24 protein-coding genes and 3 pseudogenes are annotated in these 24,970 nt (G+C 60.5%); 15 read left to right on the top strand and 12 right to left on the bottom strand.

Translation table 11 applies throughout. The features are described from left to right. Positions 1-13: 13 nt before the first annotated feature. Positions 14-189, bottom strand: a pseudogene (locus tag ABLV04_RS20600) (EmrB/QacA family drug resistance transporter); the annotation flags it as partial. Between the two features lie 41 nt (positions 190-230). Next, the gene (locus ABLV04_RS20595) at positions 231-788 is read right to left on the bottom strand and encodes a helix-turn-helix domain-containing protein (protein WP_048297543.1); all 558 of its coding nucleotides are present in this window, start codon (positions 786-788) and stop codon (positions 231-233) included. A gap of 323 nt (positions 789-1,111) precedes the next feature. Here ABLV04_RS20595 and asd point away from each other — a divergent pair, with 323 nt between their 5' ends. Further along, positions 1,112-2,230: an aspartate-semialdehyde dehydrogenase gene (gene asd, locus ABLV04_RS20590; protein WP_072413229.1), complete on the top strand. Its 1,119-nt coding sequence runs from the start codon at positions 1,112-1,114 to the stop codon at positions 2,228-2,230. Between the two features lie 172 nt (positions 2,231-2,402). Here asd and hpxZ read toward each other — a convergent pair whose 3' ends face one another. Genes hpxZ through hpxW form a run of 4 tightly spaced genes read right to left on the bottom strand, consistent with a single transcriptional unit; the run spans position 2,403 to position 5,962 of the window. Further along, on the bottom strand, positions 2,403-2,789 hold the full coding sequence (gene hpxZ, locus ABLV04_RS20585) for an oxalurate catabolism protein HpxZ (protein ID WP_032452923.1): 387 nt from the start codon (positions 2,787-2,789) through the stop codon (positions 2,403-2,405). Continuing rightward, positions 2,786-4,183 carry an AtzE family amidohydrolase gene (locus tag ABLV04_RS20580; protein WP_044523349.1) on the bottom strand — a complete coding sequence of 466 codons (1,398 nt, stop codon included), beginning with the start codon at positions 4,181-4,183 and terminating at the stop codon, positions 2,786-2,788. Before ABLV04_RS20580 ends, hpxZ begins: the two co-directional genes overlap by 4 nt. Next, entirely contained in the window at positions 4,180-4,365 is a 186-nt protein-coding gene (gene hpxX, locus ABLV04_RS20575) for an oxalurate catabolism protein HpxX (RefSeq protein ID WP_023289758.1), read from the bottom strand. Before hpxX ends, ABLV04_RS20580 begins: the two co-directional genes overlap by 4 nt. A gap of 10 nt (positions 4,366-4,375) precedes the next feature. After that, positions 4,376-5,962, bottom strand: a complete 1,587-nt coding sequence (gene hpxW / locus ABLV04_RS20570) for an oxamate amidohydrolase (RefSeq protein WP_117128879.1) — start codon at positions 5,960-5,962, stop codon at positions 4,376-4,378. A 179-nt stretch (positions 5,963-6,141) separates the two neighbouring features. Between hpxW and hpxU the strand changes: the two genes are divergently transcribed. The 9 genes and pseudogenes from hpxU (at position 6,142) to ABLV04_RS20525 (ending at position 13,336) form a co-directional block, all read left to right on the top strand. Next, positions 6,142-6,981: a MurR/RpiR family transcriptional regulator HpxU gene (gene hpxU, locus ABLV04_RS20565; RefSeq protein WP_023289756.1), complete on the top strand. Its 840-nt coding sequence runs from the start codon at positions 6,142-6,144 to the stop codon at positions 6,979-6,981. 214 nt (positions 6,982-7,195) lie between these two features. Further along, positions 7,196-7,981: a transporter substrate-binding domain-containing protein gene (locus tag ABLV04_RS20560; RefSeq protein WP_023289755.1), complete on the top strand. Its 786-nt coding sequence runs from the start codon at positions 7,196-7,198 to the stop codon at positions 7,979-7,981. A gap of 9 nt (positions 7,982-7,990) precedes the next feature. Continuing rightward, entirely contained in the window at positions 7,991-8,656 is a 666-nt protein-coding gene (locus ABLV04_RS20555) for an amino acid ABC transporter permease (RefSeq protein ID WP_025712445.1), read from the top strand. Then, the gene (locus tag ABLV04_RS20550; RefSeq protein ID WP_002905295.1) at positions 8,656-9,312 is read left to right on the top strand and encodes an amino acid ABC transporter permease; all 657 of its coding nucleotides are present in this window, start codon (positions 8,656-8,658) and stop codon (positions 9,310-9,312) included. The genes ABLV04_RS20555 and ABLV04_RS20550 overlap by 1 nt, the downstream gene beginning before the upstream one ends. Continuing rightward, positions 9,293-10,030 (top strand): amino acid ABC transporter ATP-binding protein, encoded by a 738-nt coding sequence (locus ABLV04_RS20545; RefSeq protein WP_147733465.1) that lies wholly within the window; start codon positions 9,293-9,295, stop codon positions 10,028-10,030. Before ABLV04_RS20550 ends, ABLV04_RS20545 begins: the two co-directional genes overlap by 20 nt. 15 nt (positions 10,031-10,045) lie before the next feature. Next, complete coding sequence (locus ABLV04_RS20540) at positions 10,046-11,287, top strand: alanine--glyoxylate aminotransferase family protein (protein ID WP_023289753.1); 1,242 nt, start codon at positions 10,046-10,048, stop codon at positions 11,285-11,287. Then, positions 11,284-12,543 (top strand): allantoate amidohydrolase, encoded by a 1,260-nt coding sequence (hpxK, locus tag ABLV04_RS20535; protein WP_180265918.1) that lies wholly within the window; start codon positions 11,284-11,286, stop codon positions 12,541-12,543. Before ABLV04_RS20540 ends, hpxK begins: the two co-directional genes overlap by 4 nt. 63 nt (positions 12,544-12,606) lie before the next feature. Next, positions 12,607-12,759: pseudogene (locus ABLV04_RS20530) on the top strand (LysR family transcriptional regulator); the annotation flags it as partial. A gap of 88 nt (positions 12,760-12,847) precedes the next feature. Then, positions 12,848-13,336 (top strand): hypothetical protein, encoded by a 489-nt coding sequence (locus tag ABLV04_RS20525; RefSeq protein WP_032452914.1) that lies wholly within the window; start codon positions 12,848-12,850, stop codon positions 13,334-13,336. A 229-nt stretch (positions 13,337-13,565) separates the two neighbouring features. On the opposite strand, the gene ABLV04_RS20520 is transcribed toward ABLV04_RS20525, so the two are convergent. Together ABLV04_RS20520 and ABLV04_RS20515 are read right to left on the bottom strand one after the other, a co-directional pair. Further along, on the bottom strand, positions 13,566-14,666 hold the full coding sequence (locus ABLV04_RS20520) for an NADH:flavin oxidoreductase/NADH oxidase (protein WP_023289748.1): 1,101 nt from the start codon (positions 14,664-14,666) through the stop codon (positions 13,566-13,568). A 107-nt stretch (positions 14,667-14,773) separates the two neighbouring features. After that, positions 14,774-16,381, bottom strand: a complete 1,608-nt coding sequence (locus tag ABLV04_RS20515; RefSeq protein ID WP_180265919.1) for an FAD-NAD(P)-binding protein — start codon at positions 16,379-16,381, stop codon at positions 14,774-14,776. Between the two features lie 275 nt (positions 16,382-16,656). On the opposite strand from ABLV04_RS20515, the gene ABLV04_RS20510 reads away from it, so the two are divergent. After that, the gene (locus ABLV04_RS20510; protein WP_023289746.1) at positions 16,657-17,889 is read left to right on the top strand and encodes an MFS transporter; all 1,233 of its coding nucleotides are present in this window, start codon (positions 16,657-16,659) and stop codon (positions 17,887-17,889) included. Positions 17,890-17,928: 39 nt separating this feature from the next. Here ABLV04_RS20510 and ABLV04_RS20505 read toward each other — a convergent pair whose 3' ends face one another. Then, entirely contained in the window at positions 17,929-18,843 is a 915-nt protein-coding gene (locus tag ABLV04_RS20505; RefSeq protein WP_023289745.1) for a DMT family transporter, read from the bottom strand. A gap of 202 nt (positions 18,844-19,045) precedes the next feature. Here ABLV04_RS20505 and ABLV04_RS20500 point away from each other — a divergent pair. Then, positions 19,046-20,144 (top strand): annotated as a pseudogene (locus ABLV04_RS20500) (iron-containing redox enzyme family protein). Here ABLV04_RS20500 and ABLV04_RS20495 read toward each other — a convergent pair. Continuing rightward, positions 20,120-20,698, bottom strand: a complete 579-nt coding sequence (locus tag ABLV04_RS20495) for a TetR/AcrR family transcriptional regulator (protein WP_180265921.1) — start codon at positions 20,696-20,698, stop codon at positions 20,120-20,122. The pseudogene ABLV04_RS20500 and the gene ABLV04_RS20495 sit on opposite strands and share 25 nt — an antisense overlap. 154 nt (positions 20,699-20,852) lie before the next feature. Here ABLV04_RS20495 and ABLV04_RS20490 point away from each other — a divergent pair, with 154 nt between their 5' ends. After that, positions 20,853-21,461, top strand: a complete 609-nt coding sequence (locus tag ABLV04_RS20490; RefSeq protein ID WP_180265922.1) for an HAD-IB family hydrolase — start codon at positions 20,853-20,855, stop codon at positions 21,459-21,461. A gap of 24 nt (positions 21,462-21,485) precedes the next feature. Further along, a complete protein-coding gene (locus tag ABLV04_RS20485) occupies positions 21,486-22,058 on the top strand; it encodes a GNAT family protein (RefSeq protein WP_165453638.1) in 573 nt (190 codons plus the stop codon). Positions 22,059-22,095: 37 nt separating this feature from the next. Here ABLV04_RS20485 and oxlT read toward each other — a convergent pair whose 3' ends face one another. Then, on the bottom strand, positions 22,096-23,352 hold the full coding sequence (oxlT, locus tag ABLV04_RS20480; protein WP_050534108.1) for an oxalate/formate MFS antiporter: 1,257 nt from the start codon (positions 23,350-23,352) through the stop codon (positions 22,096-22,098). 710 nt (positions 23,353-24,062) lie between these two features. Here oxlT and ABLV04_RS20475 point away from each other — a divergent pair. Further along, a complete protein-coding gene (locus ABLV04_RS20475) occupies positions 24,063-24,494 on the top strand; it encodes a DUF4354 family protein (protein WP_032452906.1) in 432 nt (143 codons plus the stop codon). A gap of 169 nt (positions 24,495-24,663) precedes the next feature. Here ABLV04_RS20475 and ABLV04_RS20470 read toward each other — a convergent pair whose 3' ends face one another. Next, entirely contained in the window at positions 24,664-24,948 is a 285-nt protein-coding gene (locus ABLV04_RS20470; RefSeq protein WP_348816136.1) for a hypothetical protein, read from the bottom strand. Between the last annotated feature and the right edge of the window lie 22 nt (positions 24,949-24,970).

The raw sequence follows: 24,970 nt of genomic DNA, 5'->3' as shown, positions 1-24,970 counted from the left end.
CTCTCCTGTAGTATCAGTGTGCCGGCGGCTTTTTCATCAAGGGAACCAGCTGCGCGGCAGGCAAAAAACCAATCATGATGAGGTAGAACGCATCGGAAAATGCCTGGGTTCGCGCCTCCCGCAGCGCCAGCGCGGCATCCGGCGAGATCCCCGCGTGGCGAAGTTTGCCGCGCTGCGCTGAACAAAATCCTGGCGTTATTCAGATGGCCGCCAGAACGACGACGCTTTTCTTACTGGCCGGATTCATTGCCGGCATCTCTGTAGGGTTCAGGCTGGAATTTTTGCCCGTTATCGCCTTCGCGTTTGCGCAGCAGATATTCATGACGATATTGCATCAGCGGCGAGGCGGCGGGGCCCGGCACCATGGCGTATTTACCCGGAATAATCTCTTCCCCGGTCGCTTTATCCACCATGACTGGCTCCACCCGTCGCTGGGTGGCGGTTTCCACCAGCTGCATCTGACGGCCTTCGGGAGCGAAGTGGCGATTACCCCATTCCGCCAGCGCCAGCAGCACCATGCGGAAATCGCGGCCGCGCGGGGTGAGGTGGTATTCGTAGCGCGGCGGCGTGTTGCTGTAGCAGACCTTCTCCAGCAGCCCGTCGTCGACCAGCGCCTTCAGGCGGCGCGAGAGAATATTGGGCGCGACGTTGCTGCTTTTCTGAAATTCGTCGAAGCGGGTAAAGCCCGCAAAGGCGTCGCGCAGGATCATGATGCTCCAGCTGTCGCCGATGCGGCCCAGGCTACGGGCAATGGGGCAGGGAGCGTGGCAAAGCGGTTCATTTTTCATGGGCGGTCCAGGGAGCAGGTGGTTGTTGCCAGCAAATTGACATAGTCACTATCAAAATGCAAGTTACTCTTGATAACTGTCAGGGGAGCAACCGCTGGCGTTCCGCTACGTCATTTCTTCCTTTGAATGCTGAAAGCGGGACTGTCTCCGCCGCCTGCTTATTTCTGCTTTACCGTAATAAGAGATAAAAACCGCTGATGGCAGATGAAACATTTTAATAATCATTAAAATCGATGTGGTGGGTAATGACCTTTATTGGGGGATACGATATAAGGTATGGCGAACACAAATTAATATTCTCATAACTTTTTAAGGTTAAATAAATGAAGCAGGTGGGTATTGTTGGCTGGCGGGGCATGGTTGGCTCAGTATTGTTGCAGCGAATGATCGAAGAGAATGATTTCGACGATATTTCAGCGCATTTTTTTAGTACCTCCAGTGCGGGTGCCGCGGGCCCGGTTATTAATGGTAAAAGCGACAGACTGAAAGATGCGAATTCCCTGAGCGCCCTCGCCGAAATGGATATTATTATTACCTGTCAGGGCGGGGATTATACCAAAGCCATCTATCCGGCGTTAATTCACTCTGGCTGGCAAGGGTACTGGATCGACGCCGCTTCGGCGCTGCGAATGGATGAGAACGCCTGCATTATTCTCGACCCGGTCAACCGCGATAATATCGATCGTGCGGTGAAAGCGGGAGTGAAACTGTTTGTCGGCGGCAACTGCTCCATTACGCTGAGCCTGATGGGGCTGGCCGGGCTGATCAAGGCTGATCTGATCGAATGGATGAGCGTCATGACCTATCAGTCTGCCTCCGGGGCGGGCGCTAAGCAGGTGCGGGAATTGATCGCGCAAAGCGCGTATATCAGCCAGCATTTGTCCGCTGATGAACTGGCGGCATCAGGTTCCGTGCTGCCTTTAGTCAATAAAGTGAGTGAGCTGATTAATAGCGCCGGCATGCCGGTGGAGAGTTTTGGCGTCCCGCTGATGGGTAGCATTATTCCATGGATCGACAGCGATTTAGGCGATGGAAATAGCCGCGAAGAATGGAAGGGTGAGGCGGAAACCAATAAAATACTTGGCCTTGCGCCCGGCACCATACCGGTTAATGGTTTATGTATTCGGGTCGGCGTGATCCGCTGCCACAGCGCTGCCATTACCCTTAAACTTAAACGTGAGGTCAGCGAAACGGAATTCGCAGAGTTAGTGACCCATTCCCATCCGTGGGTAAACTATATCCCCAATAATAAGCCAGAGAGTGTCAGTAAACTGACCCCGGCTGCTATTAGCGGTTCGCTGCAGGTGGGTATTGGCCGCTACAAGAAAATGTCGCTAAATAATGAGCCGATCTACTCGGTGTTGACGGTGGGCGATCAGCTGTTATGGGGCGCGGCGGAACCCTTGCGCCGTATGTTAAATATCCTGCTTGGCAAAGTGTAATGACTGTTGCTGCCTGACAGGCCTGCGGCAGAAATGACCTTTTCAGCGCAAGACTATCTGCTGATTCAGCAGCCCTCAATCATCCTGACCATCGTCAATCACTCCATTTTTACCGGTTCGGGAATGGCCAGGGGAGACGGTATCCACCTGGCCATAATCGGTATTGTTCCCCTCAGTCCATCAGACTGACCTGGGCGGCGACAATCCGCCAGCCATAGGGAAAGCGCACCCACGTCTGCTGCTGGCGTCCAGGGCGGGCGCTGCCTTCGCGGGTGAACTCGGTGCTGCACACCGCCATGTCCGCGCCAAAGGTGGTGATGATGGTATGGCGCAGATCGCGGGCCAGACCGGCGGCGGGGCGGGCGGCGCGAAAGGCGCGGATCGCCTCGATGCCATACAGATTTTCACCGGCCCCCAGCCGTACGGTGCGCGGGTCGTGCCAGAACAGCGCATCCAGCGCCTCGATGTTATTGCTGACCAGCGCCTCTTCATACTGATAAAACGCCGCCGTCACCTCGGCGAGGATCGCCGGGCGGTCTATATTATCCAGATTGATCATGCTGCACTCTCCGCCACTCGGGCATCGGTAATGCCCATCGCTTCCAGCGCCCGCGCGGCGCGAAGACAGGCTTGTTCGTTAAACGGCGCGGCAATCAGCTGCAGGCCAATCGGCTTGCCGCTGGCGGTACGCAGGGGCACGGTCGCCACCGGCAGCCCGAGGAAGGAGATCGGCTGCGTCAGCATTCCCATGCTGGCGCGCACCGGCAGCGGCTGGCCGTTAATCACCATCTCCTCGGCGCCAATCGGCGTGGCGCTGCATGGGGTGGCCGGGGCGATCAGCACATCGGCCTGACTGAACAGGGATTTCATCGCCTGACGGGCATGGCGGCGGAAGCGCTGAGCCTGCAGATACCATGCGGAGGGGATCATCGCCCCGGCCAGCAGCCGCTCGCGGGAGTGAGGCTCAAAGCGCTCGGGCGAGTGGCGAAGATCCGGCAGATACTGATTGCCGCCTTCGCTGGCGCTGATGATAAAGGCCGCCGAGCGGGCCAGGGCGGCATCCGCGAACTGCAGCTCGCTGTCGGCGCCCAGCGCGTGGGCGACCCGATCCACGGCCGCCCGGGCGTCGTCATCGCACCAGGTGGTGAAATAGCCCCCCAGCCGCGCGCAGCGCAGACCCTCCAGCCCGCGCTCCAGCAGGTTGCCGGTGCGCTCGCTGGCTTTATCGGCCTGAAAGTCATCGGCCGGGTCGCGCCCCTGCAGGGCGTCATACACCGCGGCAAGGTCGGCCACCCGGCGGGCAAAGGGACCAATGTGATCCAGACTGGCGACAAACGGATGGCTGCCGGAGCGGGAGAGGCGGCCGAAAGTGGGTTTCAGGCCAAAGATCCCGCACAGCGACGCGGGGACGCGGATCGAGCCGTTGGTATCGCTGCCGAGGCTGAAATGGACCAGCCCGGCCGCCACCGCCGCGGCCGAACCGCCGGAAGATCCGCCGGCGATCCGCGACAGATCGTGCGGGTTATGCGTCGCGCCATAGTGGCTGTTTTCGGTGGTGAAGCCGTAGGCGTAGGCGTCCATATTGAGCATCCCGCTGAGCAGGGCGCCGGCGCTATGCAGCTGGCGCACCGCCCAGCTGTCGCTGGCTGCCGGCGGCCGGTCGCTCAGCAGTTCCGCGCCGGCGAGGGTGGTGTGCCCGGCGACATCAAACAGATTTTTCACCGCGTAGGGAATGCCCGCCAGCGGCGGCAGGGGGCGCTTTTCCCGGCGCAGGGCGTCGATGCTGTCGGCCTCCGCCAGCATGCGCTGGGCGGTGACCTCGGTCCAGGCGTTGATCTGCGGATTCACGCGGGCGATATCGTCCAGCGTCTGGCGGGCGATCTCCCGGGCGCTCAGTTCGCCCTCGTGCAGCGCACGCTGGATCTCGGCGATGGTGAAATGGTGAAGTGTCATGCTTTATACACCCCCGCAATGTCGTCGCGCGGCCCGAGGGGATAGTCCATCAGCGGCTGCGCCATGGCGGCGATGCGGGCAAACTGGCGCTCCAGCTCCTCACGGCGCGGCGCATCCAGCTCCAGGCGCAACAGGTGGGTCATTTGCGTCAGATACTCGCTCCAGTCTGGCTGTGTGGTCATGGTCTGCTCCTTAGTATCCGGCGGCGGCGCCGTTGCTGCGTGGATCGGTAGCCCCTTCAAGCAGGCCGTTGGGATGGCGGACAATGGCCCCGGCGTGGCCCATCGCCTCGCTGAAATCGGCCAGCACTTCCACCTCGTGCCCCAGCTCGCGCAGGCGAGCGATGCAGGCGGAGGCAAAGCGTCCCTCCAGCTTCAGTGAATCCGAGGACTGGCCCCAGGTGCGGCCCAGCAGCCAGCGCGGCCGGGAGATGCTCTCCTGCAGCGGCGCCCCCTGCAGGATATAGCGGGTAAACAGCGCCGCCTGGGTCTGCGGCTGACCGTCGCCGCCCATCGAGCCATAGACCATCACCCGGCCATCGTTCAGGCGCGCCGCGGCGGGGTTGAGGGTATGGAACGGCTGTTTGCCTGGCGCCAGCGCCAGAAGATGCTGCGGATCGAGGCTGAAGGCCGCCCCGCGGTTTTGCCAGACGATCCCGGTGTCCGGGATCACCACGCCGCTGCCAAACTCGTGATAGATGCTCTGAATGAATGACACCGCCAGGCCGCTGTTATCCACGACGCCCATCCAGACGGTATCGCCCGGGCCTTTGCCGCCGCCCCAGGGCGAAGCGCTGGCGTCGTCGATGCTGTCGGCCAGCGGCTGCAGCGCCTCCGGAGTCAGCAGTTGCTGAACGTCGACATCCAGATGGCGCGGATCGGTGATATGCGCATCGCGCAGGGCAAACGCCCGCTTGGTGGCTTCGACGATGCGATGCACCGTTTGCGCCTCGTCGGCGTCGGCCATGTTCAGACGGTCAGTGATACCAAGGATCGCCAGCGACACCAGCCCCTGCGTCGGCGGGGCGAGGTTCCACAGCGTGCCCTGTCGGTGCTGGAGCGTCAGCGGCGCCGGGCGCCGGGCGCGGTGGGCCTGCAGGTCGCCGAGGGTGACGGGCATCCCCAGCGCGGCCATCCCCTGGGCGAGACGTTCGGCCAGCGGGCCGCGATAGAAACTGTCGAGACCGTCGCTGGCCAGCATGCGCAGGGTTCCGGCGAGGGCGGGCTGGCGAAAGCGGCTGCCGGCCCGGGGGGGCTCGCCTGCCGCCAGCCAGGTTTCGCTGAAGCCCGGCTGGTGGCGCAGCTCTTCCAGTTTGCTGGCGGTGGCATGGGCCTGCGAGGCGGTGACCGGAATGCCGTCTTCGGCATAACCGATAGCATCGGCCAGCAGGCGCGCCACCGGCAGCGCGCGGCCGGTTAAGTCCCGTGAAATTCGCAGCGCCTCGTCCCAGCCGCTGACGGTGCCGGCGACGGTCAGCGCAGCCTGCGGCCCCCGGTGGGGGATATGCCGCTGACCGGCATAGGCCTCGAGGGTGGCCAGCGAGCCGGCCGCACCGCTGGCGTCAATGGCGATGGGATCCCCCTCGGGAGGCACGATCAGCCAGAAACCATCCCCGCCCAGGCCGTTCATGTGCGGATAGACGACGGCGATGGCCGCGGCGGCAGCCACCATCGCTTCAATGGCGCTGCCGCCCTCGCGCAGGATGGCCAGCGCGCTCTGGCTGGCGAGGTGGTGGGGAGCGACCGCCATGCCGTGGGTCGAAACGTTGCTACTGTGCATAAATTATCCTTTCTGAACGAATCACCCGCAGAACACTGCAAAAGCTGTTCCATCTCTGAACGTTTCGTTTCATTGATAAAAACAATGACCGGAATTTTCCCGCTGGCACGCTATGTGTAAGGCATAGCAGATACAGTATGATGAGGGATGGATGATGAAACGAAAGTTACAGGGGCGCTATGCAACAACTCGATGAACGACTGAAAGGGCAATACGCCTCGCTGTCGCCGCAGGAGCAGCGGGTGGCGGATTTCATCTTTGACCACTTTGATGACCTGATAAGCTACAACAGCGCCGAGCTGGCGCAGCTGAGCGGCGTGTCGAAAGCCACCGTCAGCCGGCTGTTCAAGCGCCTGGGCTATGACAAATATAAGGACATGCGCGATGAACTGCGCACCCTGCGCCAGAGCGGAATGCCGCTGACCGACCAGCGCGACGCGGTGCAGGGTAACACGCTGCTGGCGCGTCATTATAAGCAGGAGATGGCGAACCTCACCCAATGGGTCAATGCCCTTGACGCTCACCAGTTCGCCGAGGCGCTGACGGCGATGGTGGCCGCGCGCCGCATTGTGGTGATTGGCATGCGCAATGCCTATCCGGCGGCGCTACACCTGCGCCAGCAGCTGCTGCAGGCTCGCGGTCAGGTGCTGGTGCTGCCCCAGCCGGGGCAGAGCCTCAGCGAAGAGCTGGTCGACCTGACAGCCGATGACCTGGTGGTGATGATGGCGTTTCGCCGGCGGCCGCGGATCGTGCGCCCGCTGCTGCAGCAGCTGCAGCGCGACGGGGTGCCGGTTCTGTTAATGTGCGAGCCGCAGGCCCACAGCCTGTTCCCGCTCTCCCGCTGGCAGCTCTGCGCGCCGCTGGACAGCGTCTCGGCTTACGACAGCTATGCCTCGGTCAACAGTCTGATCAATCTGCTGGCCAATGCCTTTCTGCATGAAACGCTCGACAGCGGTCGTCCGCGGATCCACGATATCGCTACGCTTTATCAGCAACTGGACGAGCTGGAACAACGCTGATGGGGCGCCAGCGTGGTGCTGTGCATCAATATGGTGCATTTGATTCCGCGTTCTGGCGCCGTCTATTTTTACTCTTCTGCTCCTTACCCCCTGTCCGTTCTCACTTTTTGCCTTAATTCCTCGCCAACCCGCGCATCGACCGTATCTGGCACATTAGTTGCAAAAACAGATTCAAAGAATCTTTTGTTTCATGCTAACGTAACGGGTAAACATCATGAAGAAACTGTTGATCGCACTGGCCGGGGCCGCTTGTCTCCTTTCGTCTGTTTCCGCCGCTCAGGCTGACCAGCTCCAGGATATTGAAAAACGCGGCGTCATCCGCATTGCCGTACCCCAGGATTTTCCGCCATTCGGCTCGGTGGGGACCGACCTGCAGCCGCAGGGGTATGACATCGACATGGCGCGCTATCTGGCGAAGTCGATGAAGCTCAAGCTGCAGCTGGTCCCGGTAACCAGCGCCAACCGCGTGCCGTATCTGCAGACGGATAAGGTGGACCTGGTGATCTCCAGCCTCGGCAAAAACGCTGAGCGTGAGAAAGTGATCGACTTCAGCCGCGCCTACGCGCCGTTCTTCCTCGGGGTGTTTGGCCCGAAAGGGGCGGAGCTGAAGGACGCGGCCGCGCTGAGCGGTAAAAGCGTCGGCGTGACCCGCGGGGCGGTGGAAGACATGGTGCTGACCAGCGTGGCGCCGCAGGCGGCGCAGATTAAGCGCTACGAGGACAATAACACCACCCTGTCGGCCTACCTGTCAGGCCAGGTGCAGTATGTCGCCACCGGGAACCTGGTGGTGGCGGCCATCGCCCGGCAGAACGCCGACAAAGCGCCGGTGCCGAGCTTTATGCTGAAGGACTCGCCGTGCTTTATCGGGCTGAAAAAGAACGAACCGGCGCTGAAGGCGAAAGTGGATACCCTCATCGAGCAGGGCATTAAGGACGGCACCCTCAACGGTCTGTCTGAGAAGTGGCTGAAAGCGCCGCTGCCTGCCAGCCTCGGCGCGTAAGGTCTGTGGATGACGGAGCAACTTCATTTTTCTGAGCTCTGGCCGCACTGGCCGGAGCTGCTGGCCGGCCTGTGGGTGACGGTGCAGCTGACGGTGCTGGCGACGATCGGCGGACTGGCGATCGGCATCCTCGGGGCGGCGATCCGCAGCGGCCGCCCGGGCGTCCTCAGCCGGGTGTGGGGCGGATATGTGGAAATCATTCGTAACACGCCGTTCGTGGTGCAGCTCTTTTTTATCGTCTTTGGTTTACCGAACCTGGGACTGAAAATGACCGCCGGCGAAGCGGCGCTGCTGGCGATGGTGGTGAACCTTGGGGCCTACAGCACCGAGATCGTGCGCGCCGGCATTCAGGTGACGCCGAAAGGCCAGTGGGAGGCCGGACGCGTGCTCGGACTCAGCCGGACGCAAACCTTCGTTCGCGTCGTGCTGCCCCCGGCGCTGCAGCGGATTTATCCGGCGCTGGTCAGCCAGTGCATCATCGTGATGCTCGGCTCGTCGGTGGTGTCGCAGGTCTCCTATGAGGAGTTGACCTTCGCCGCCAACCTGATCCAGTCGCGGACATTTTTGAGCTTTGAGGTCTATCTGGTGACCACCGGGATCTACTTAGCGTTATCGATAGCGATGCGTCAGCTGCTGATGGCGGCGGGGCGTAAATGGCTGGGAGTGCAGGCATGATGACCACCTTTACCGACTGGGACATTATCCGCAACCTGCTGCTGGCCGGTCGCTGGACGGTGCTGCTGTCTCTGGTCGCGTTTACCGGCGGGGCGCTGGTGACCTTACCGTTGCTGCTGCTGCGCCTGACCGGCGGACGGCAGGTGAAACGACTGATCCGCGGCTACGTCGAACTGTTTCAGGGGACGCCGCTGCTGATGCAGCTGTTTCTGGCATTTTTCGGCGTGGCGCTGTTCGGCATCGACGTCTCGGCATGGACCGCGGCGTCGGTGGCCCTGACGCTCTACACCAGCGCCTTTCTGCTGGATATCTGGTTCGGCAGCATTCGCGCGCTGCCGAAAGGCCAGTGGGAAGCCTCGCGCTGTCTCGGGCTGAGCTTCGGCCAGACCCTGTACCGGGTGGTGGCGCCGCAGGCGCTGCGCATCGCCATCGCGCCGACGGTGGGGTTCGCCGTGCAGGTGATCAAAGGTACGGCGCTGGCCTCGATTATTGGCTTTGTGGAGCTGACCAAGGCGGGAACCATGCTGACCAACGTCACTTACCAGCCGTTTAAAGTATTTGCCCTGGTGGCGCTGGGCTATTTCATTCTGTGCTATCCGCTGTCCCGCTACAGCCGTTATCTGGAGAACAAATTCAATGCCTCTCATCACCATTAATCAGATGCAGAAGTACTACGGCGACAACCATGTGCTGAAGGGCGTCGATCTGGATATCGACATGGGGGAAGTGATCTCGATCATCGGCCGCAGCGGCTCAGGCAAAAGCACTCTGCTGCGCTGCATCAATGGCCTGGAGGGGTACCAGGAGGGGAGCATCAAGCTCGGGGGCATGACCATCACCGACCGCGATTCCCAGGCCCGGGAGATCAGCCGCTCCATCGGCATGGTGTTCCAGAACTTCAATCTCTTTCCGCACATGACGGCGCTGGAGAACGTCATGCTGGCCCCGCGGCGGGTGCTGAAGAAGTCCCAGGCCGAATGCCGCGAGCTGGCGCAGCGGATGCTGGAGAAGGTCGGGCTCGGCGACCGTCTGGATTACTACCCGGCCAACCTCTCCGGTGGCCAGCAGCAGCGCGTGGCCATCGCCCGGGCGCTGGCCATGGCGCCAAAGGTTTTACTTTGTGACGAAATCACCTCGGCGCTCGACCCTGAACTGGTGGGCGAAGTACTGAAGGTGCTGGAGCAGCTGGCGGCGGAAGGCATGACGCTGATCCTCGTCACCCATGAAATGAATTTTGCCCGCGAAGTGGGCGACCGCGTGGTGTTTATGCATCAGGGGCGCGTCTGGGAGCAGGGTGACAGCAAAACACTGTTCGCCAGTCCGCAGACAACCGAACTGAAACAGTTTATCTCCTCGGTGCGCGGTCTTAACTAACGTAAGGAATGGCAGATGGATATCACTCAGTTTTCGCAAATTAACCCGCCGCAGCGCCTGCTGATGGGGCCGGGGCCGATCAACGCCGACCCGCGTGTGCTGCGCGCCATGGCGAGCCAGCTGGTGGGGCAGTACGATCCGGCGATGACCCACTATATGAATGAAGTGATGGCGCTCTACCGCGGCGTGTTTCGCACCGAAAACCGCTGGACGATGCTGGTGGACGGTACCTCCCGCGCTGGTATCGAAGCGATCCTGGTGTCGGCGATCCGTCCGGGCGACAAGGTGCTGGTGCCAGTGTTCGGCCGGTTTGGCCACCTGCTGTGCGAGATTGCGCGCCGTTGCCGGGCAGAGGTACACACCATCGAGGTGCCGTGGGGGGAAGTCTTTACCCCGGACCAGGTTGAGGACGCGATCAAGCGCGTGCGCCCGCGCCTGCTGCTTACCGTGCAGGGCGATACCTCGACCACCATGCTGCAGCCGCTGGCGGAGCTGGGGGAGATTTGTCGTCGCCACGACGTGCTGTTCTATACTGACGCCACCGCGTCGCTCGGCGGCAACCCGCTGGAAACCGACGCCTGGCAGCTGGACGCGGTGTCCGCCGGGATGCAGAAGTGCCTGGGCGGCCCCTCCGGCACCTCGCCCATTACCCTCAGCCCGCGGATGGAAGAGGCGATCCGCCGCCGCCGCTGCATTGAGCAGGGGATCCGCACCGACGCCCACCACGATGGCGTCGACGAGATGATCTACTCCAACTATTTCGATCTCGGGATGGTGATGGATTACTGGGGGCCGGAGCGCCTTAACCACCACACCGAAGCGACCTCGGCGCTGTTCGCCGCCCGGGAGTGCGCGCGCCTGATCCTTCAGGAGGGACTCGACAACGGCATCGCCCGCCACAAGCTGCACGGCGACGCGCTGCTGAAAGGGATCCAGGCGATGGGTCTTGAGACCTTTGGCGACCTGCGGCACAAAATGAATAACGTGCTGGGGGTGGTGATCCCCAACGGGGTCAACGGCGACCAGGTGCGTAAGCTGATGCTGGAAGATTTCGGCATTGAGATTGGCACCTCGTTCGGCCCGCTGCACGGTAAAGTCTGGCGCATTGGCACCATGGGCTATAACGCGCGTAAAGACTGTGTGATGCAGACCCTCAGTGCGCTGGAGGCGGTGCTGAACTACCTCAAGTTCACCACCACTCAGGGCGCGGCGATGCAGGCGGCCTGGGATCACTACCGCACCGAGGGCAACCTATGAGTGATACCGTCCGCCAGCAGGCGGAGAGAGAGGTGGCCGCCAGCCGGGTAATGGCGCGGGCCGACCAGCTGGCCGCCCTCAGCGAAACCGCCGACGCCCTGACCCGGGTCTATCTGTCGCCGGAGCATCTGCAGGCCAACCAGCTGGTGGGTCAGTGGATGCAGGCCGCCGGTATGATGGTGTGGCAGGACAGCGTCGGCAACATCTGCGGTCGCTATGAAGGCGTGCAGGAGGGCGCGCCGGCGGTGCTGCTGGGCTCTCATCTTGACACCGTGCGCAACGCCGGGCGCTACGATGGCATGCTCGGCGTGCTGACGGCGATTGAGGTGGTGCAGCGTCTGCACCAGCAAGGGCGACGGCTGGCAAAGGCTATCGAGATCGTCGGTTTTGGCGATGAAGAGGGCACCCGCTTCGGCATCACCCTGCTTGGCAGCCGCGGCGTCACCGGCACCTGGCCCGAAAGCTGGCTGTCGCAGTGCGATGCCGACGGGGTGAGCGTCGCCCAGGCGCTGGTGAATGCCGGGCTCGATCCGGCGCGGATCGCCCATGCCGCCCGCCGCCCGCAGGATATCGCCGCCTATCTGGAACTGCATATCGAGCAGGGGCCGTGCCTGGAGCAGGCGGGTCTGGCGCTCGGCGTAGTGGAGGCGATTAACGGCGCCCGCCGCCTGAACTGCCGCTTTACCGGCGAAGCCGGCCATGCCGGCACGGTGCCAATGCTCCATCGTAAGGACGCGCTCGCCGCGGCGGCGGAATGGATGGTGCAGGTGGAAAGCCTGACCCGGCAGCGCGGCGGCAATCTGGTGGCGACGGTCGGCACCCTGCGCTGTGCGCCGGGCGCGGTGAACGTGATACCGGGCGAGGTGCAGCTGACGCTGGATATTCGCGGCCCGCAGGATGCGCCGCTGGCGGCGCTGCTGGAGGAGGTGCTGGCGGAGGCGCAGGCCATTGTCGGGCGCCGCCAGCTGAGCTTCAGCGCCGAGGAGTATTATCGCATCGCCGCCACCGCCTGCGACAGCCAGCTGCAGGCGGTGCTGAGCGAGGCGGTGGTGGCAGTGCAGGGGCGGTCGCTGACGCTGCCGAGCGGCGCAGGGCATGACGCCATCGCCATCGCCGAGCGCTGGCCATCGGCCATGCTGTTTGTGCGCTGCCTGGGGGGCGTCAGCCATCACCCGGCGGAATCGGTCACCACCGCCGACGTCGGGCTGGCCATCGACGCGTTCTCCCGGGCGGTAGAGCAGGTGGCCGACGCCTGATCGCGCCGGTTGCCGTTCAGATTATGCCCTGGCGATTCCAGACCCCGTCGGGCCGCCATTCCCGGCCAGCTGGTGGAAATTCGGCCGGACTTTCCGGCGCCGCGTCGGCCGCTGTCGCTGCTCTATCCGCACCGGCATCTTTCGCACAAGGTGCGGGTCTTTGCCGACTGGCTGCAGGGGCTGGTGGCGACCCTGGCGCGGACGCCGCCGGCTTGACTCTGCTGGCTGAGCGTTTATATATAAAATGTGAATGCTATTAAGGCAATAAATCACAAGGCTGGATAATGACTCAACCTGTAAGGGAATGCTGATGAAACTCTGGAATAAAACACTGCTCGCTTCCGCACTGTGCCTGACCCTGTTTGGCTGCGACGATGCGTCGAAAGTAGATAACAAACTGGATAAGGCCAAAGATAATGCGGAGCAGATGAAGGATGCCGCGGCGGACAAAGCCCAGGCGATTAAGCAGGATGCGGATAAGCAAATTGATACGCTGAAAAGCCAGGCCGACGCCGAGGCCGATCGTCTGAAGGATCAGGCCAGCGCCATCAAGGCGGAGGCGGACAAGAAAGCGGATGCCATCGCCGAGCAGGCGAAAGCCCAGGCCGATGCGGTGAAGCAGAACGCAAAGCAGGAAAGTGACCGCATCGTCAAAGAGGCGGGTCAGATCAAAGACAACGCCATCGGCGATGCCAATCAGCTTTCGGCGGAAGCGGCGAGCAAAACCAAAGCCATTCAGGACAGTATCGCGAAGGATAAACAGAACGCTACGCCACCGGCCGCCCAGCAGTAACTTGCGGTGTTTGCCTGGCCAGCCGCCGTCCGTTAAAACAGGGCGTGGAGCCTGATATCGCGCCCGGCGGCGCGGCGCTTGCGCGGGCCTGCAAGCGGGGCGAGTTGGCTGCGCAATGATCGGGTATTGTAGGCCGGGCAAGGCGTTGCCGCCGCCCGGCACATAGGACGGCATTAACATCCTGCTCAGGGGTATCTTACGATACCCCTTTTTGATGCCCGTTCCGGGTTCAGCGGTTTGGAAGCAGGGTGCCTTTCAGGCCGTGCGGCTCGGAGCGCAGATATTGCGAAGGTACGCGAACCTGGGCGCCAAGGCTGGCCGCGGCGTGCCATGGCCAGTGCGGATCGTAGAGCACCGCGCGGGCGAGGGCGATCAGGTCGGCATCGCCATTCTCCAGCGCCGCTTCCGCCTGCTGCGGGTCGGTGATCAGTCCCACGCCAATCACCGGGATGGCTACCTGCTCGCGAATGTCGCGGGCGAAAGGCAACTGATACCCCGGCCCGACGGTGATTGCCTGCTGCGGCGACAATCCGCCGCTGGAGACATGGATATAGTCGCTGCCCAGCGCTTCCAGCTGCTGACTGAACTGAATGGATTGCTCGCCGTCCCAGCCGCCTTCGACCCAGTCGGTAGCCGACAACCTGACGCCCACCGCCATGGCGTTGCCCACCGCCTCGCGGATTGCCTTAAACACTTCCAGCGGATAGCGCATGCGGTTTTCCAGCGAACCGCCATACTCGTCCCGGCGCTGATTGCTGAGCGGCGAGAGAAACTGGTGCAGCAGATAGCCGTGGGCGGCGTGCAGCTCAATCAGCTCAAAGCCCAGGCGTTGGGCGCGCAATGCGCTGGCGACAAAGGCCGCTTTGATGCGCGCCAGATCGGCATGGCTCAGCTCGGCCGGGGCGCGATCGCCGTCGTGAAACGCCACCGCGGAGGGGGCGACGGTCTGCCAGCCGCCCTGGTTGAGCGCCAGCTGATGGCCACCCTGCCAGGGGGCCGCGCAGGAGGCCTTGCGCCCGGCATGCCCCAGCTGGATCCCCAGAGGGATCGGTGACCAGGCCCGGATATCCTCCACCACGGCGCGCAGGGCGTTTTCGGTTTCATCATCCCACAGCCCCAGATCCCCCGGCGAGATACGTCCCGCCGGCTCTACCGCCGTGGCTTCCAGAATTAACAGGCCGGCGCCGGAGAACGCCAGCTGCCCGAGATGGATCCGGTGCCAGGACGTCGCCTTCCCCTCGTCAGCAGAGTACTGACACATGGGGGCGATAACGATACGGTTATCCAGCGTCAACTGACCAATACGCGTCGCGCTAAAAAGATGACTCATGAGTACCTCGTAAATGTTAGACGTGGTCTTGCTCGGGGGCGAACAGCCACTGTTTATAGCACGCCTGCCAGCCCCCCTTTATTCGGATATTGCGTTTAAACGTCCCGCTAGTCGATAAACCAGAGACGGCGCCGCCGGCCGGTTGCCTGCTGTGACACCGCGCGGGCCATTGCGCTGCCAATCTCGGCGCTGGCCGTCAGCCCCTGGATAAAGGGGCGATCGTGCATCAGCCAGGGAAGGGCGCCGAAGGCGACCCGGCCGCGCACTGCCTCCGGCGCCTGCAGCGTGTAGTCATCGCCAACGTCCGGAATAGCGTCGCCGCAGGCCAGCAGCTGCTGGCGCAGTGAAGGAAAGGGCAGATCCCGGGTTTTCAGCGCTTTCTGTCCGCGGGCATCGATAAAGACATCGAATTCACAGCGCTGCTGATGATGGACAATCAGCGTCCGGTCAGACTCGCGCTGCAGATCGTAATCCTCACCCAGCGCCACAATGCGCAGAATGCCCGCCCGGTGCAGGGCCAGCAGGCGGCGAATGGACTCCGGCGGGATCGCGGCGTAGTTATCAATAAACACGCGGGCGAGCCCCTGGCGGAAGCGACGGCTGTCCTCGTCGTTGAGCTGCGGCACCACGGTTTCAATCGCCTCGTGCAGGCGGAGAATGGCATAGCGCCAGGGCACCGTGTGGCGCTCGCGCTTATTGCGCTCCACCTCCTGCAGATTGCGCTGCGCCCACTGGAAGGGGTCATGGGTGAGACGGTCGGCAAACCAGGCGTCGGCGATGCTGTCAGGCGTCAGCTGGCGCAGCCCCATCGCCTGGCACCAGGCCGGGGCGGCATATTCCAGTTCCTGGACGATCAGCTGAAACACCCGCTCCAGCAGGCCGTCGCTACCCTGAGCGACGGCCGCCTCAAGGGCGGCAGGGGTGGCGATCTCCAGCGGCTCCCACGGGATCGGGCAGTAGAAATCGGCCTCCGGCAGCACGCCGTTGCGTGACATCAGCGTGATCTCCAGCGCTTCGCTGCCGGGATGCAGGGAAAAATGGGTCGTTTTGTCGTGTTCAGTATGGAAAACGCCGTGGCGGGCTACAACCGCCACGGCGGCATCAATCGCGCTTAAGGAGGTCCCGAGGATCCCCACCCGACAGGGGGCGATGCGGGCCTCCATCAGGCCGGTCCACGGGCTGGGGAAGTATTGCCGGCTGGCGCGTTCTTCTTCAGGCCACAAATGGCCGGTGGCTATCACCACCAGATCGACGATAACCGGCTGCGCCGCGCTGTCGGTGTGGATGGCGATCCCGACGGGCTGCACCGCAATATCCGTGACCTCACAGGACTCGCAAACGTTCACCACGAAGCCCGCGTCTCTGGCCCGTTGGACAAGATACAGAAAGCGGTCGCGGTAGTACTCGCCGAGGATCACCCGTGGCAGAAACTGGCGCTCATCCAGCGCGTGCCGTTCAAGACCGCGCGCCGCCAGCCAGTCATCGCTCTGCTGCTGCAGCCATTGCAGATAGGTCAGGTCGATAGGGGGGATCTCAATGCTGGCGATGTTGGCCAGCATCTGCGCCGCGGTATTATCGTCGCTGTAGGGCATACCGACCCCGGCCTGCGCCTCTTTTTCAAACAGCGCGATCGATAGCGGCTCACCGCGCCTCACCAGTTCATACAAGGTGTAAATCCCCGTCGGCCCGGCGCCGACGATGGCGATTCTCTTCATGATTCTCTCCCTTCCTGTGGGTGGATACGGCATCGGGGCAGTGCACTGAAGCCAGCCTGCCCTTAATTCTGGTCGAAAATTAGCGAACCGGTGGGCCGTCGCACGCAATTTGAAACAAATTAGCGTGCTAATAAACTTGCCGACGGCCGGAAAAGGGGTGTAATTAACAAAAGAGCAACTTTCTATACAAACAATTTACACAAGCGGTGACACCAGCCTGCTCTGCCGGACGCCGCGCAAGCTCCCGGCAACGCCGTCGGGATAGGGATGACAAGATGCACGGCTGGACTTCACGACAGCGCAATGCGGCGATCGCCAGTTTTTTAAGCTGGACGCTCGATGCTTTCGACTTTTTCCTGTTGGTTTTTTTACTGAGCGATATCGCCCACTCCTTTCACGTCGACCTCGAAGAGGTCACCCTGGCGATTCTGCTGACCCTGGCCGTGCGGCCCGTCGGCGCATTGATCTTCGGCAGGGCGGCGGAAAAGTTTGGCCGCAAACCGATCCTGATGCTCAATATCGTGTTCTTCTCCGCCTTTGAGCTGCTCTCCGCCGCGGCGCCGTCGTTGATGCTGTTTTTTCTGCTGCGGGTGCTGTACGGCGTGGCGATGGGCGGGATCTGGGGCGTGGCTTCGTCGCTGGCGATGGAGACGATCCCCGACCGCTCGCGCGGCCTGATGTCCGGTCTGTTCCAGGCGGGGTATCCCTTCGGCTATCTGCTGGCGGCCGTGGCCTACGGGCTGCTGTTTGCACAGCTCGGCTGGCGCGGGATGTTTGTCATTGGCGCCGCCCCGGTGCTGCTGTTGCCGTTTATCTATTTCTGCGTCGAGGAGTCCCCGGTCTGGCTGGCGGCCCGGCAGAGTAAAGCGAGCACGGCTCTGCTGCCGGTGCTGCGTAGCCACTGGAAGCTGTGCCTGTACCTGGTGGTGCTGATGGCGGCCTTTAACTTCTTCTCCCATGGGACGCAGGATCTCTACCCGGTATTTTTGAAAGTCCAGCACGGGTTTGCGCCGGAAACGGTCAGCATTATCGCGGTGTGCTACAACATCGCCTCAATCATCGGCGGGGTGTTCTTCGGCTCACTGTCGGAGAAGATTGGCCGGCGCAAAGCGATTATGATCGCCGCTCTGCTGGCGCTGCCGGTGATCCCGCTGTGGGCTTTCGCCAGCGGCTCGCTGGCGCTGGGGGCCGGGGCGTTTCTGATGCAGTTTATGGTGCAGGGCGCCTGGGGGGTGATCCCGACCTGGCTCAACGAACTGGTCCCGGCCAACACCCGGGCGGTGCTGCCCGGTTTCGTCTATCAGCTGGGGAATCTGCTGGCCTCGGTGAATGCCACCCTGCAGGCCTCCATTGCCCAGCACCACGGGCATAACTACGGCCTGGCGATGGCCCTGGTGGCCGGGACGGTGGCGATCGTCATTACCATTCTCACCTTCTTTGGCCGCGAGGGCCGGGTGGCGCAACCTGCCGGAGCGGCGCGTCACCAGCCGCTCTCCACCAGCCGTTAAGGGCTGACGCCGGGCGTAATCAGGCGCCCGGCAGACACGCTAACCGCGCAGGCGAACCGTCGCCGCCTGGCGTTTTTCCAGCGAGCAGATGCCAATCCCCAGCATAATGAACAGCGCGCTGAACAGGTGCCAGGCATGGGGCTGGGTATGCAGGAAGAGGATGCTTAACACGCCTCCCGAGAGGGGGATGATGTGGGTGTAAATCTCCCCCCGCGTGGCGCCGATGGTGGCGATCCCTTTATTCCAGAACAGATAGGCCAGCCATGACGGAAAAATCACCAGATAAGCCAGCCCGCTGAGGAAAAACGGCTCGCGCCAGGCATCCCAGTCCTGCGCCGGGTGGCGCATCAGCCAGAAGGCGACGATCGGCAGCAGGAGCAGGGCGCCGAGCAGCGAGCTGACGGCGACAAAGCCATTCGCCGGGATCCGGCGGTCCTTCAGACGTAACAGCGAACAATAGAGCGCCCAGCTCAGCGCCGACCCCATCGCCCACAGATCGCCGACGGAAAAGGTATGCAGCGAGGCGGCATGCAGCGGGTTGCCCTGGAATAAGAGGATCATCACGCCGAGGGTGCTGAAGACCACCCCCAGCCAGTTGCGGGCCGATACCGGGTCGCGAAAAATCAGCCGGTTAATCAGCAGCACCATGCTCGGCGTGGCGGACATATAGATGGCGGCGTTGAGGGCGGAGGTGGTTTGCAGACCGATATAGAGCGTGAGCGGGAAACTGACCTGACCGCAGAGGGTGAGCACCAGCACCGCCGGGGCGTTTTCCCGCAGCAGATGACGACTGCCGGCAATCTGTCGGCGGTAGAGCAGGCCCAGCAGCAGCGCCGTTAACGCCCACCGCGCTTCGGTCATCAGGATCGGATCCACGCCCTGAACCAGCACGTGACCGACAACGTAATTCCCACCCCAGAAGAGGGCGGCCAGCGTCAGTAACAGATAGGGCATCGTGATTCCTTGTGTCGTTTGTCACTGTACGGAATGGTAACGTTATTATTTTTATAATATCAACACTATTTTAGTGTCTATTGTTATGTTTATTTAAAATAGTTAATAAACAGTGCATTAACGATGTGGTTGAAATTTACGTTGCCGCGTTGTGAGCGGTACTATACCGTATAGTCGCCATGCATTTCACAGGGATAAATTCATGCGTAATACCGACAATGGGGTCATTGGTAGTGACCAAACCGCGGTGATAGCCAGGCTGGCGCTGGATGAGTTAATTGACCAGCTTCTGCACAGCAACGCGCTGTCGCTGAAGCTGACGGCCAATCCGCTGGTCGCCGACAGAGCCTGGCATCTGACGGAGAATACCTGCATCCGCGCCTTCTCCGCTGACGATCCGCAGGCCAAAAAGCGCGCGCACCATGCGCTGTTCATCCTTTATCAGTCCTGGCTTGCCGACCCGCTCTCGCCGGCGGCTGCCAATCAGTTTCATCCGCTGCTCTCCGGGATCCGAAATTACATTGAGTCTGAGTGGCTGCGGGCGGAAAGCAAACGTTTCCACCGCCAGAGGCCGGTGCTCAATGCCGGCAATATCGTCGACGAACTGCGCGCCTTATGCCAGCAGCACCCGGCGTCTCATCATCCGCTGTTCGATTTCCTTGCCAGCGAGGCCTCCGCGGCGCAAATCGACTATTTCTTCAAAAGCGACAGCGCGCTGAATCTGCTTTTCTTCGATCTGGTGGCGATGGGGCTGGTGGGCTCGTTGCCGGAAACCCGCGCCGAGATTGCGCAAAATCTGTGGGATGAGATAGGCCAGGGCAGCACTGAGATCACCCACGTCAATCTGTATAAGGATTTACTGAAGCGGCGGAATATCGCCTTACCGGACAATCATTTTGCCCATCTTTATGAGTGGCAGGGGCTGGCCGGGTATAACGCCTTTATGCTCGGCGGCGTAAATCGTCAGCATTACTACAAATCGCTGGGGGTGATGGCGATGACCGAACTGCTCGACCCGCCGCAGTATGAAAAACTGGTGGCGGGCTGTCGGCGGATTGGGCTTAGCGATCGCGACGTGCATTACTATGCCGAACATATCACGGTCGATATCGGCCATGCGGACGGTTGGCTGAACAATGTGATTGTGCCGATTGGCAAAAAACATCCGGCGGCGATGGAGGAGGTCTACTTTGGCGCCGCGCTGCGCCTGCAAACCTGCAACGATTACTATGATGGTCTGCTGGCGGCGCTGCAGTCGCTGGACGGCAGCATGAGCTCACAGCATACCGCCTTCTGAGTAGATCAGCGCTTTGGCCGCGCTCCAGGCGGTCGTCCCCGGCGGGATCTCCCGGCATTCGGCGGACTCGGCCTGCTGGGCGGCGATGGCGCCATCGATGAGCATCACCATCATCATGGCGACCCGTTCGGCAGGCTCTGGTTTTAATACCCGAGTCAAAATATCGCGGAAGAACTGCCACAGGCGCGATTTGAACCGGGAGCACTGCTCCCGGATCGCTGGCGATGACGCGCCATATTCAAACAGCGCGCGGGTAAACATGCAGCCGTGGAACGTTTCGCAGGTCAACCAGCACTGATAGTAGTCGAACACGGCGAACAGCTTCTCCCGCGCGGTGGCTTTATCCGCGGTGATCTGCGTCAGATCCTGCATAAACTCGCTCTCTTTCTGCCGGAGGATAGCCAGAATGAGCGCCTCTTTATCGGCATAGTAGCGGTAGAAGGTCATTTTGGAGATGCCGGCATGCTCAGCAATCCGCTCGATGCTGGGCGACTGATATCCTTCGCGATTAAACAGCGCGCTGGCGTGGCGGAGAATGTCCGCTTGTTTTGGCTTCATGCGTTTTCCTGTCGAATGGTTCGCTGTCATGACTGCCGGTGACCCGGTTGTCCTGCGACAGCGGTGCATTATGCCGGATCTTGCCGCCAGGCGGGCAAAAAGTAAATCAGCCGCGCCTCGCGCGGCGCCGGTATTGGTGTATAAGGTGACAAGGATGAAGAAGAACATTGCCTTTTTTGACTTCGATGGCACGATAACCCACGAAGATACGTTTACCCCTTTCATTTATCATTCCCTCGATGCGAAAGCCATTCGTCGGGGCAAACTGCGGCTGTTGCCCTATATTCTCGCCTGGAAAATGGGCTGGCTTTCAGCCTCTGCCATCCGGCAAAAAGTGTTTCATTATGCTTTTGCCGGGAAATCGCAATCTGAGATCCTGCAGCGTGGGAACGATCATAGCCTGGCGTTTATTCCCCGCACGCTGCGGGAGAACGCGATGCAGCGTATAGCCTGGCATCAGGCGCGAGGGGACACCGTGGTGGTGGTCTCAGCCTCGCTGGATGTCTACCTTCGACCGTGGTGCCAGCAGCATAATCTTGAGCTGCTGTGCAGCGAAGTGGAATTTCAAAACGGGGCAGCGACCGGAAAGTATCAGGGTGGAGACTGCAGCGGCCTGGCCAAAAAGGCGCGTATCCTGGCGAACTACGCCCTGACCGATTACGAAGCGATCTTCGCTTACGGCGATACGCCGGAAGATTTCGCCATGCTGGCGCTGGCCACCACTCAAATCTATCGCTGGGAGGAGGCACCGCCATGCGGCTAGCGGCGTCAGGCTGCGCAGGTTAAGATGGCGCGCTATTGCCCCTCTCACCAGGAAGAAGAGATGTTGCTACCCCTGACCACCCCCCGGCTGCTGCTGCGCCGGTTCAGAAAGGAAGATCTGCCGTCTTTCAGCCGCTATCGCAACCTGCCGGAAGTGGCCCGCTTTCAGAGCTGGAGCCATTACGGTATGGCAGAGGCGACTGCCTTCTATGAACAACAGCGTTCCCTGGCCTTTGCTGAGGATGAGAGTTGGTTCCAGCTTGCCGTAGAGATCCAGGCCAACGGTGCGCTGGCGGGAGATGTGGGGATCCACTTTTTCGATCAGGGCAGACAGGCCGAGCTGGGGATGACCTTTTCCCCGGCGTATCAGCATCAGGGGTATGCCCGGGAAGCCATACAGGCGGTGATAGCCTTACTCTTTGAACCGTTGGCCCATCACCGGCTGATCGCGGTGGTAGACACCCGCAATACCGCTGCGATCAAACTCCTGGAAGGGCTGGGCTTTCGTCGCGAGGCGCATTACCGGCAGAATATCTTTTTTAAAGGCCAGTGGGGCGATGAGTATCTGTACGCGCTGCTGCGCAGCGAATATCAGTGAAGTGACGGCCTGGCCGTCACTTCTGCCAGGGTTGTCGTTAGCTATGCTGGCGGATAAAGCGCGCGCGCCACGGTTTTAGCACCCACAGCGCGAGGGCGGCGGTGACAAAATCCAGGCCAATGGCGCAGCTGAAAACCACATGCCAGCCGTGGGTGTACTGATAGAGCAACGCCGCCAGCGGGCCGCCGAAGATTGACCCGATGCCCTGAGAAATATACAGCCAGCCATAGTTGCTGGCGGCATGTTCGCTGCCGAAGGTATCGGTGAGCGTCGACGGGAAGAGGGAGAAGATTTCCCCCCAGCCAAAGAACACCACCCCGGAAAGCAGGACAAACAGCAGCGGATCTTCCCGGCACGCCAGCCAGAGCGTCATCGCCACCCCCTCCAGCGCAAAGGCGATAAACATGGTTTGCTCGCGGCCGAAGCGGTCGGAAATAAAACCAAACAGCGGCCGGGTTAAACCGTTGGTGAAGCGGTCTATCGTTAACGCCAGCGGCAGGGCCGCCATGCCAAACACCACCGCCTGGCTAATGCCGAAGTCCTCGGCGAACACCGCCATCTGCGAAGTGACCATCAGCCCGGAAGTCGACATCATCGCCATCATGGCAAACATCAGCCAGAACAGCGGTTGACGCAGCATTTCCCGGGAGGTAAACGATCTGCTGCTCTGCGCCACCGTCTGGCTGACGGGCAAAGAGACAGCAGGCGGCGGCAGCTTCAGTCCCTGACTGGCGAGGAAGCCGACGAGCGCGAAGAGGACCCCGAAGGTCGTCATCGTGTGTTCAAGGCCGTTGGTGGTCAGCGACAGGGAGATGGGGAAGGTGGTTATGATGGCCCCCATCCCGTAGCCCGCCGCCACCGCGCCGGCGGCGAAACCCCGCTGCCGCGGAAACCATTTGACCATCAGGCCGACAACGCCGATGTAGACGATCCCGGTTCCAAGGCCGCCCATGCAGCCATAAACCAGCCACAGCGTCGCCAGGCCATTTACCTGTGCGGAAAGCACCCAGCTCATTCCCGCCATCACCGTGCCGATAGCGATTAGCCGCCGTGGGCCAAATTTCTCCACTAACCGCCCCTGAAAGGGCGAAAAGAAGGTCTGGAGGATGATCAGCAGCGAGAAGGTGACCTGCAGCTCGGGCAGACCGACGCCCAGCTTTGCGGCCAGGGGTTTCGTCAGCAGCGTCCAGACATATTGCGGACTGGAGATGGCGGCCATACAGATCAGGCCCAGCACCAGCTGGCGCCATTTGCCATATTTCGGGGTAACCAACGGTTCGCTGAGTGTCGTCATGTTGTTCTCCGTTTTCAGTTAACAGGTTTCCGTGAAACGCATCCGCCCTGGAGGCTTCACGGAGAGAAGAAGGCGTTGGCGTCGCGACCGCAGGTGGCTATGGGTTGTCGCCTCCTGGCCTGAGATCTTGTCAACATCGCTGTATACAACCGCAGAGCATTAAACGTGCCAGTTAAAATAGTGCTTTATATACAAACAGTTAACATGGAAGTGTGGGAGGGGATGGGATTCAGTATGGTGAACAGGCGGCACTGAGTCGGTGCAAATGGGTCATCGCTGTGCGCTTCACTTATTGATTGGCTCAAGGCCGATGGTAGGTCCAATGGAAAAAGAGGCATGGCATTCAGGCGGGGGACAGGCACCCACCTGTTTATCCTCTTCCTGATCGCTGATTATATTCACGCTATAGATACAGGAGGCGCTAACCTGGTCGGTGCGAACGGCTTTAAATCGCATGCTGATGAAGTTGAAGATAAACCCTGCTTAAACATGACGCAGAAATAAGTGAAAAATAAGTTACAGTTAACAATTTATTAAATTCACATTGGAATTATTTTAATGGTTATTTTCTCAATGCGCTGATTTATAAGTTTAAATATAATGACAGGCTGGATTTTCATCAAATAGTGATGACGGAGAATATCATTGATAATACCAATATCATGATCTATGGTAGCGTTCACTTAATAGTAAATTGAATGAGGTGGGAAATGCATAATTATATTGCCAAAGGTATTGCGCTGGCTGTAGCCATCGCTGCCTCAGGAACGGTGCAGGCTATTGATAAAAAGAATCCTGATCCTTATTTTTCAGGGGTCAAGATTTTTGCCCTAAAGGAGGCCGCCGGAAGTGAATGGGATAGCGTGACCGGCGAGGCGAAGTATCTGGTGACCTATAAAGTTACGCTTGATAACTTCTCTGATAAAAGCATTGAACCTGGCAAAGATAACAAAATGTGCTTCTTTTTGTATGATAAAAATGGCAAGTCATTTATGAGCACGGGTATTGAAATGGAGATGCTGAAAAAATACAAACCCATTGAAAGCCGAACAGGTAACGTGTTCTTCAGCAGCGCCGATCCTGAAATACTGAATATACCTTTTGTCCGTCTCGCTTTCGGTAAAGACTGCTTAACAAAATAACCACCATCCCGAGCGTGGATGATCTGCATTATATGACATTAGCGTAACACCAGGCGTCCGTCAGGTGTTACGAGATGAACATAACATCTGGATGATGAGGGGCGTGCGCGGCAGACATCAACCGTGTCAAGCACTACGCTCATCTGAAGTAGGTCACTCGTATTTCATTTTACGGGGGAGGTGCGTCTGCCGGGAGGGGGATACACTGGCCAGTTATTGGACAATCTTTACGCGTCTTTTTTGCGTCGCTATCCGTGACGCTCCTGATGATTTTTCTCAGTTGGCAAATACCAAAACTCATCGCTAATTTATTATGGTGCTTCGCTTTGCTTACGGTGCCTGTAAAAAGAGAGTGCCCGACAAAACGGCTATCCTGATAAAAAACAGTATCAGCGTGTAACTCGCCAGAAATCACCAGCACTGCTATTAGCAAAAGGTGAAAGGTTTTCATCATTCGTTTCTTGTCAGCTTAACTC

The sequence above is a fragment of the Klebsiella sp. JN_Kp127 genome, assembly GCF_040062505.1.
GTDB lineage: Bacteria > Pseudomonadota > Gammaproteobacteria > Enterobacterales > Enterobacteriaceae > Klebsiella > Klebsiella quasipneumoniae.
This window is presented reverse-complemented; position numbering and strand designations above follow the sequence as displayed.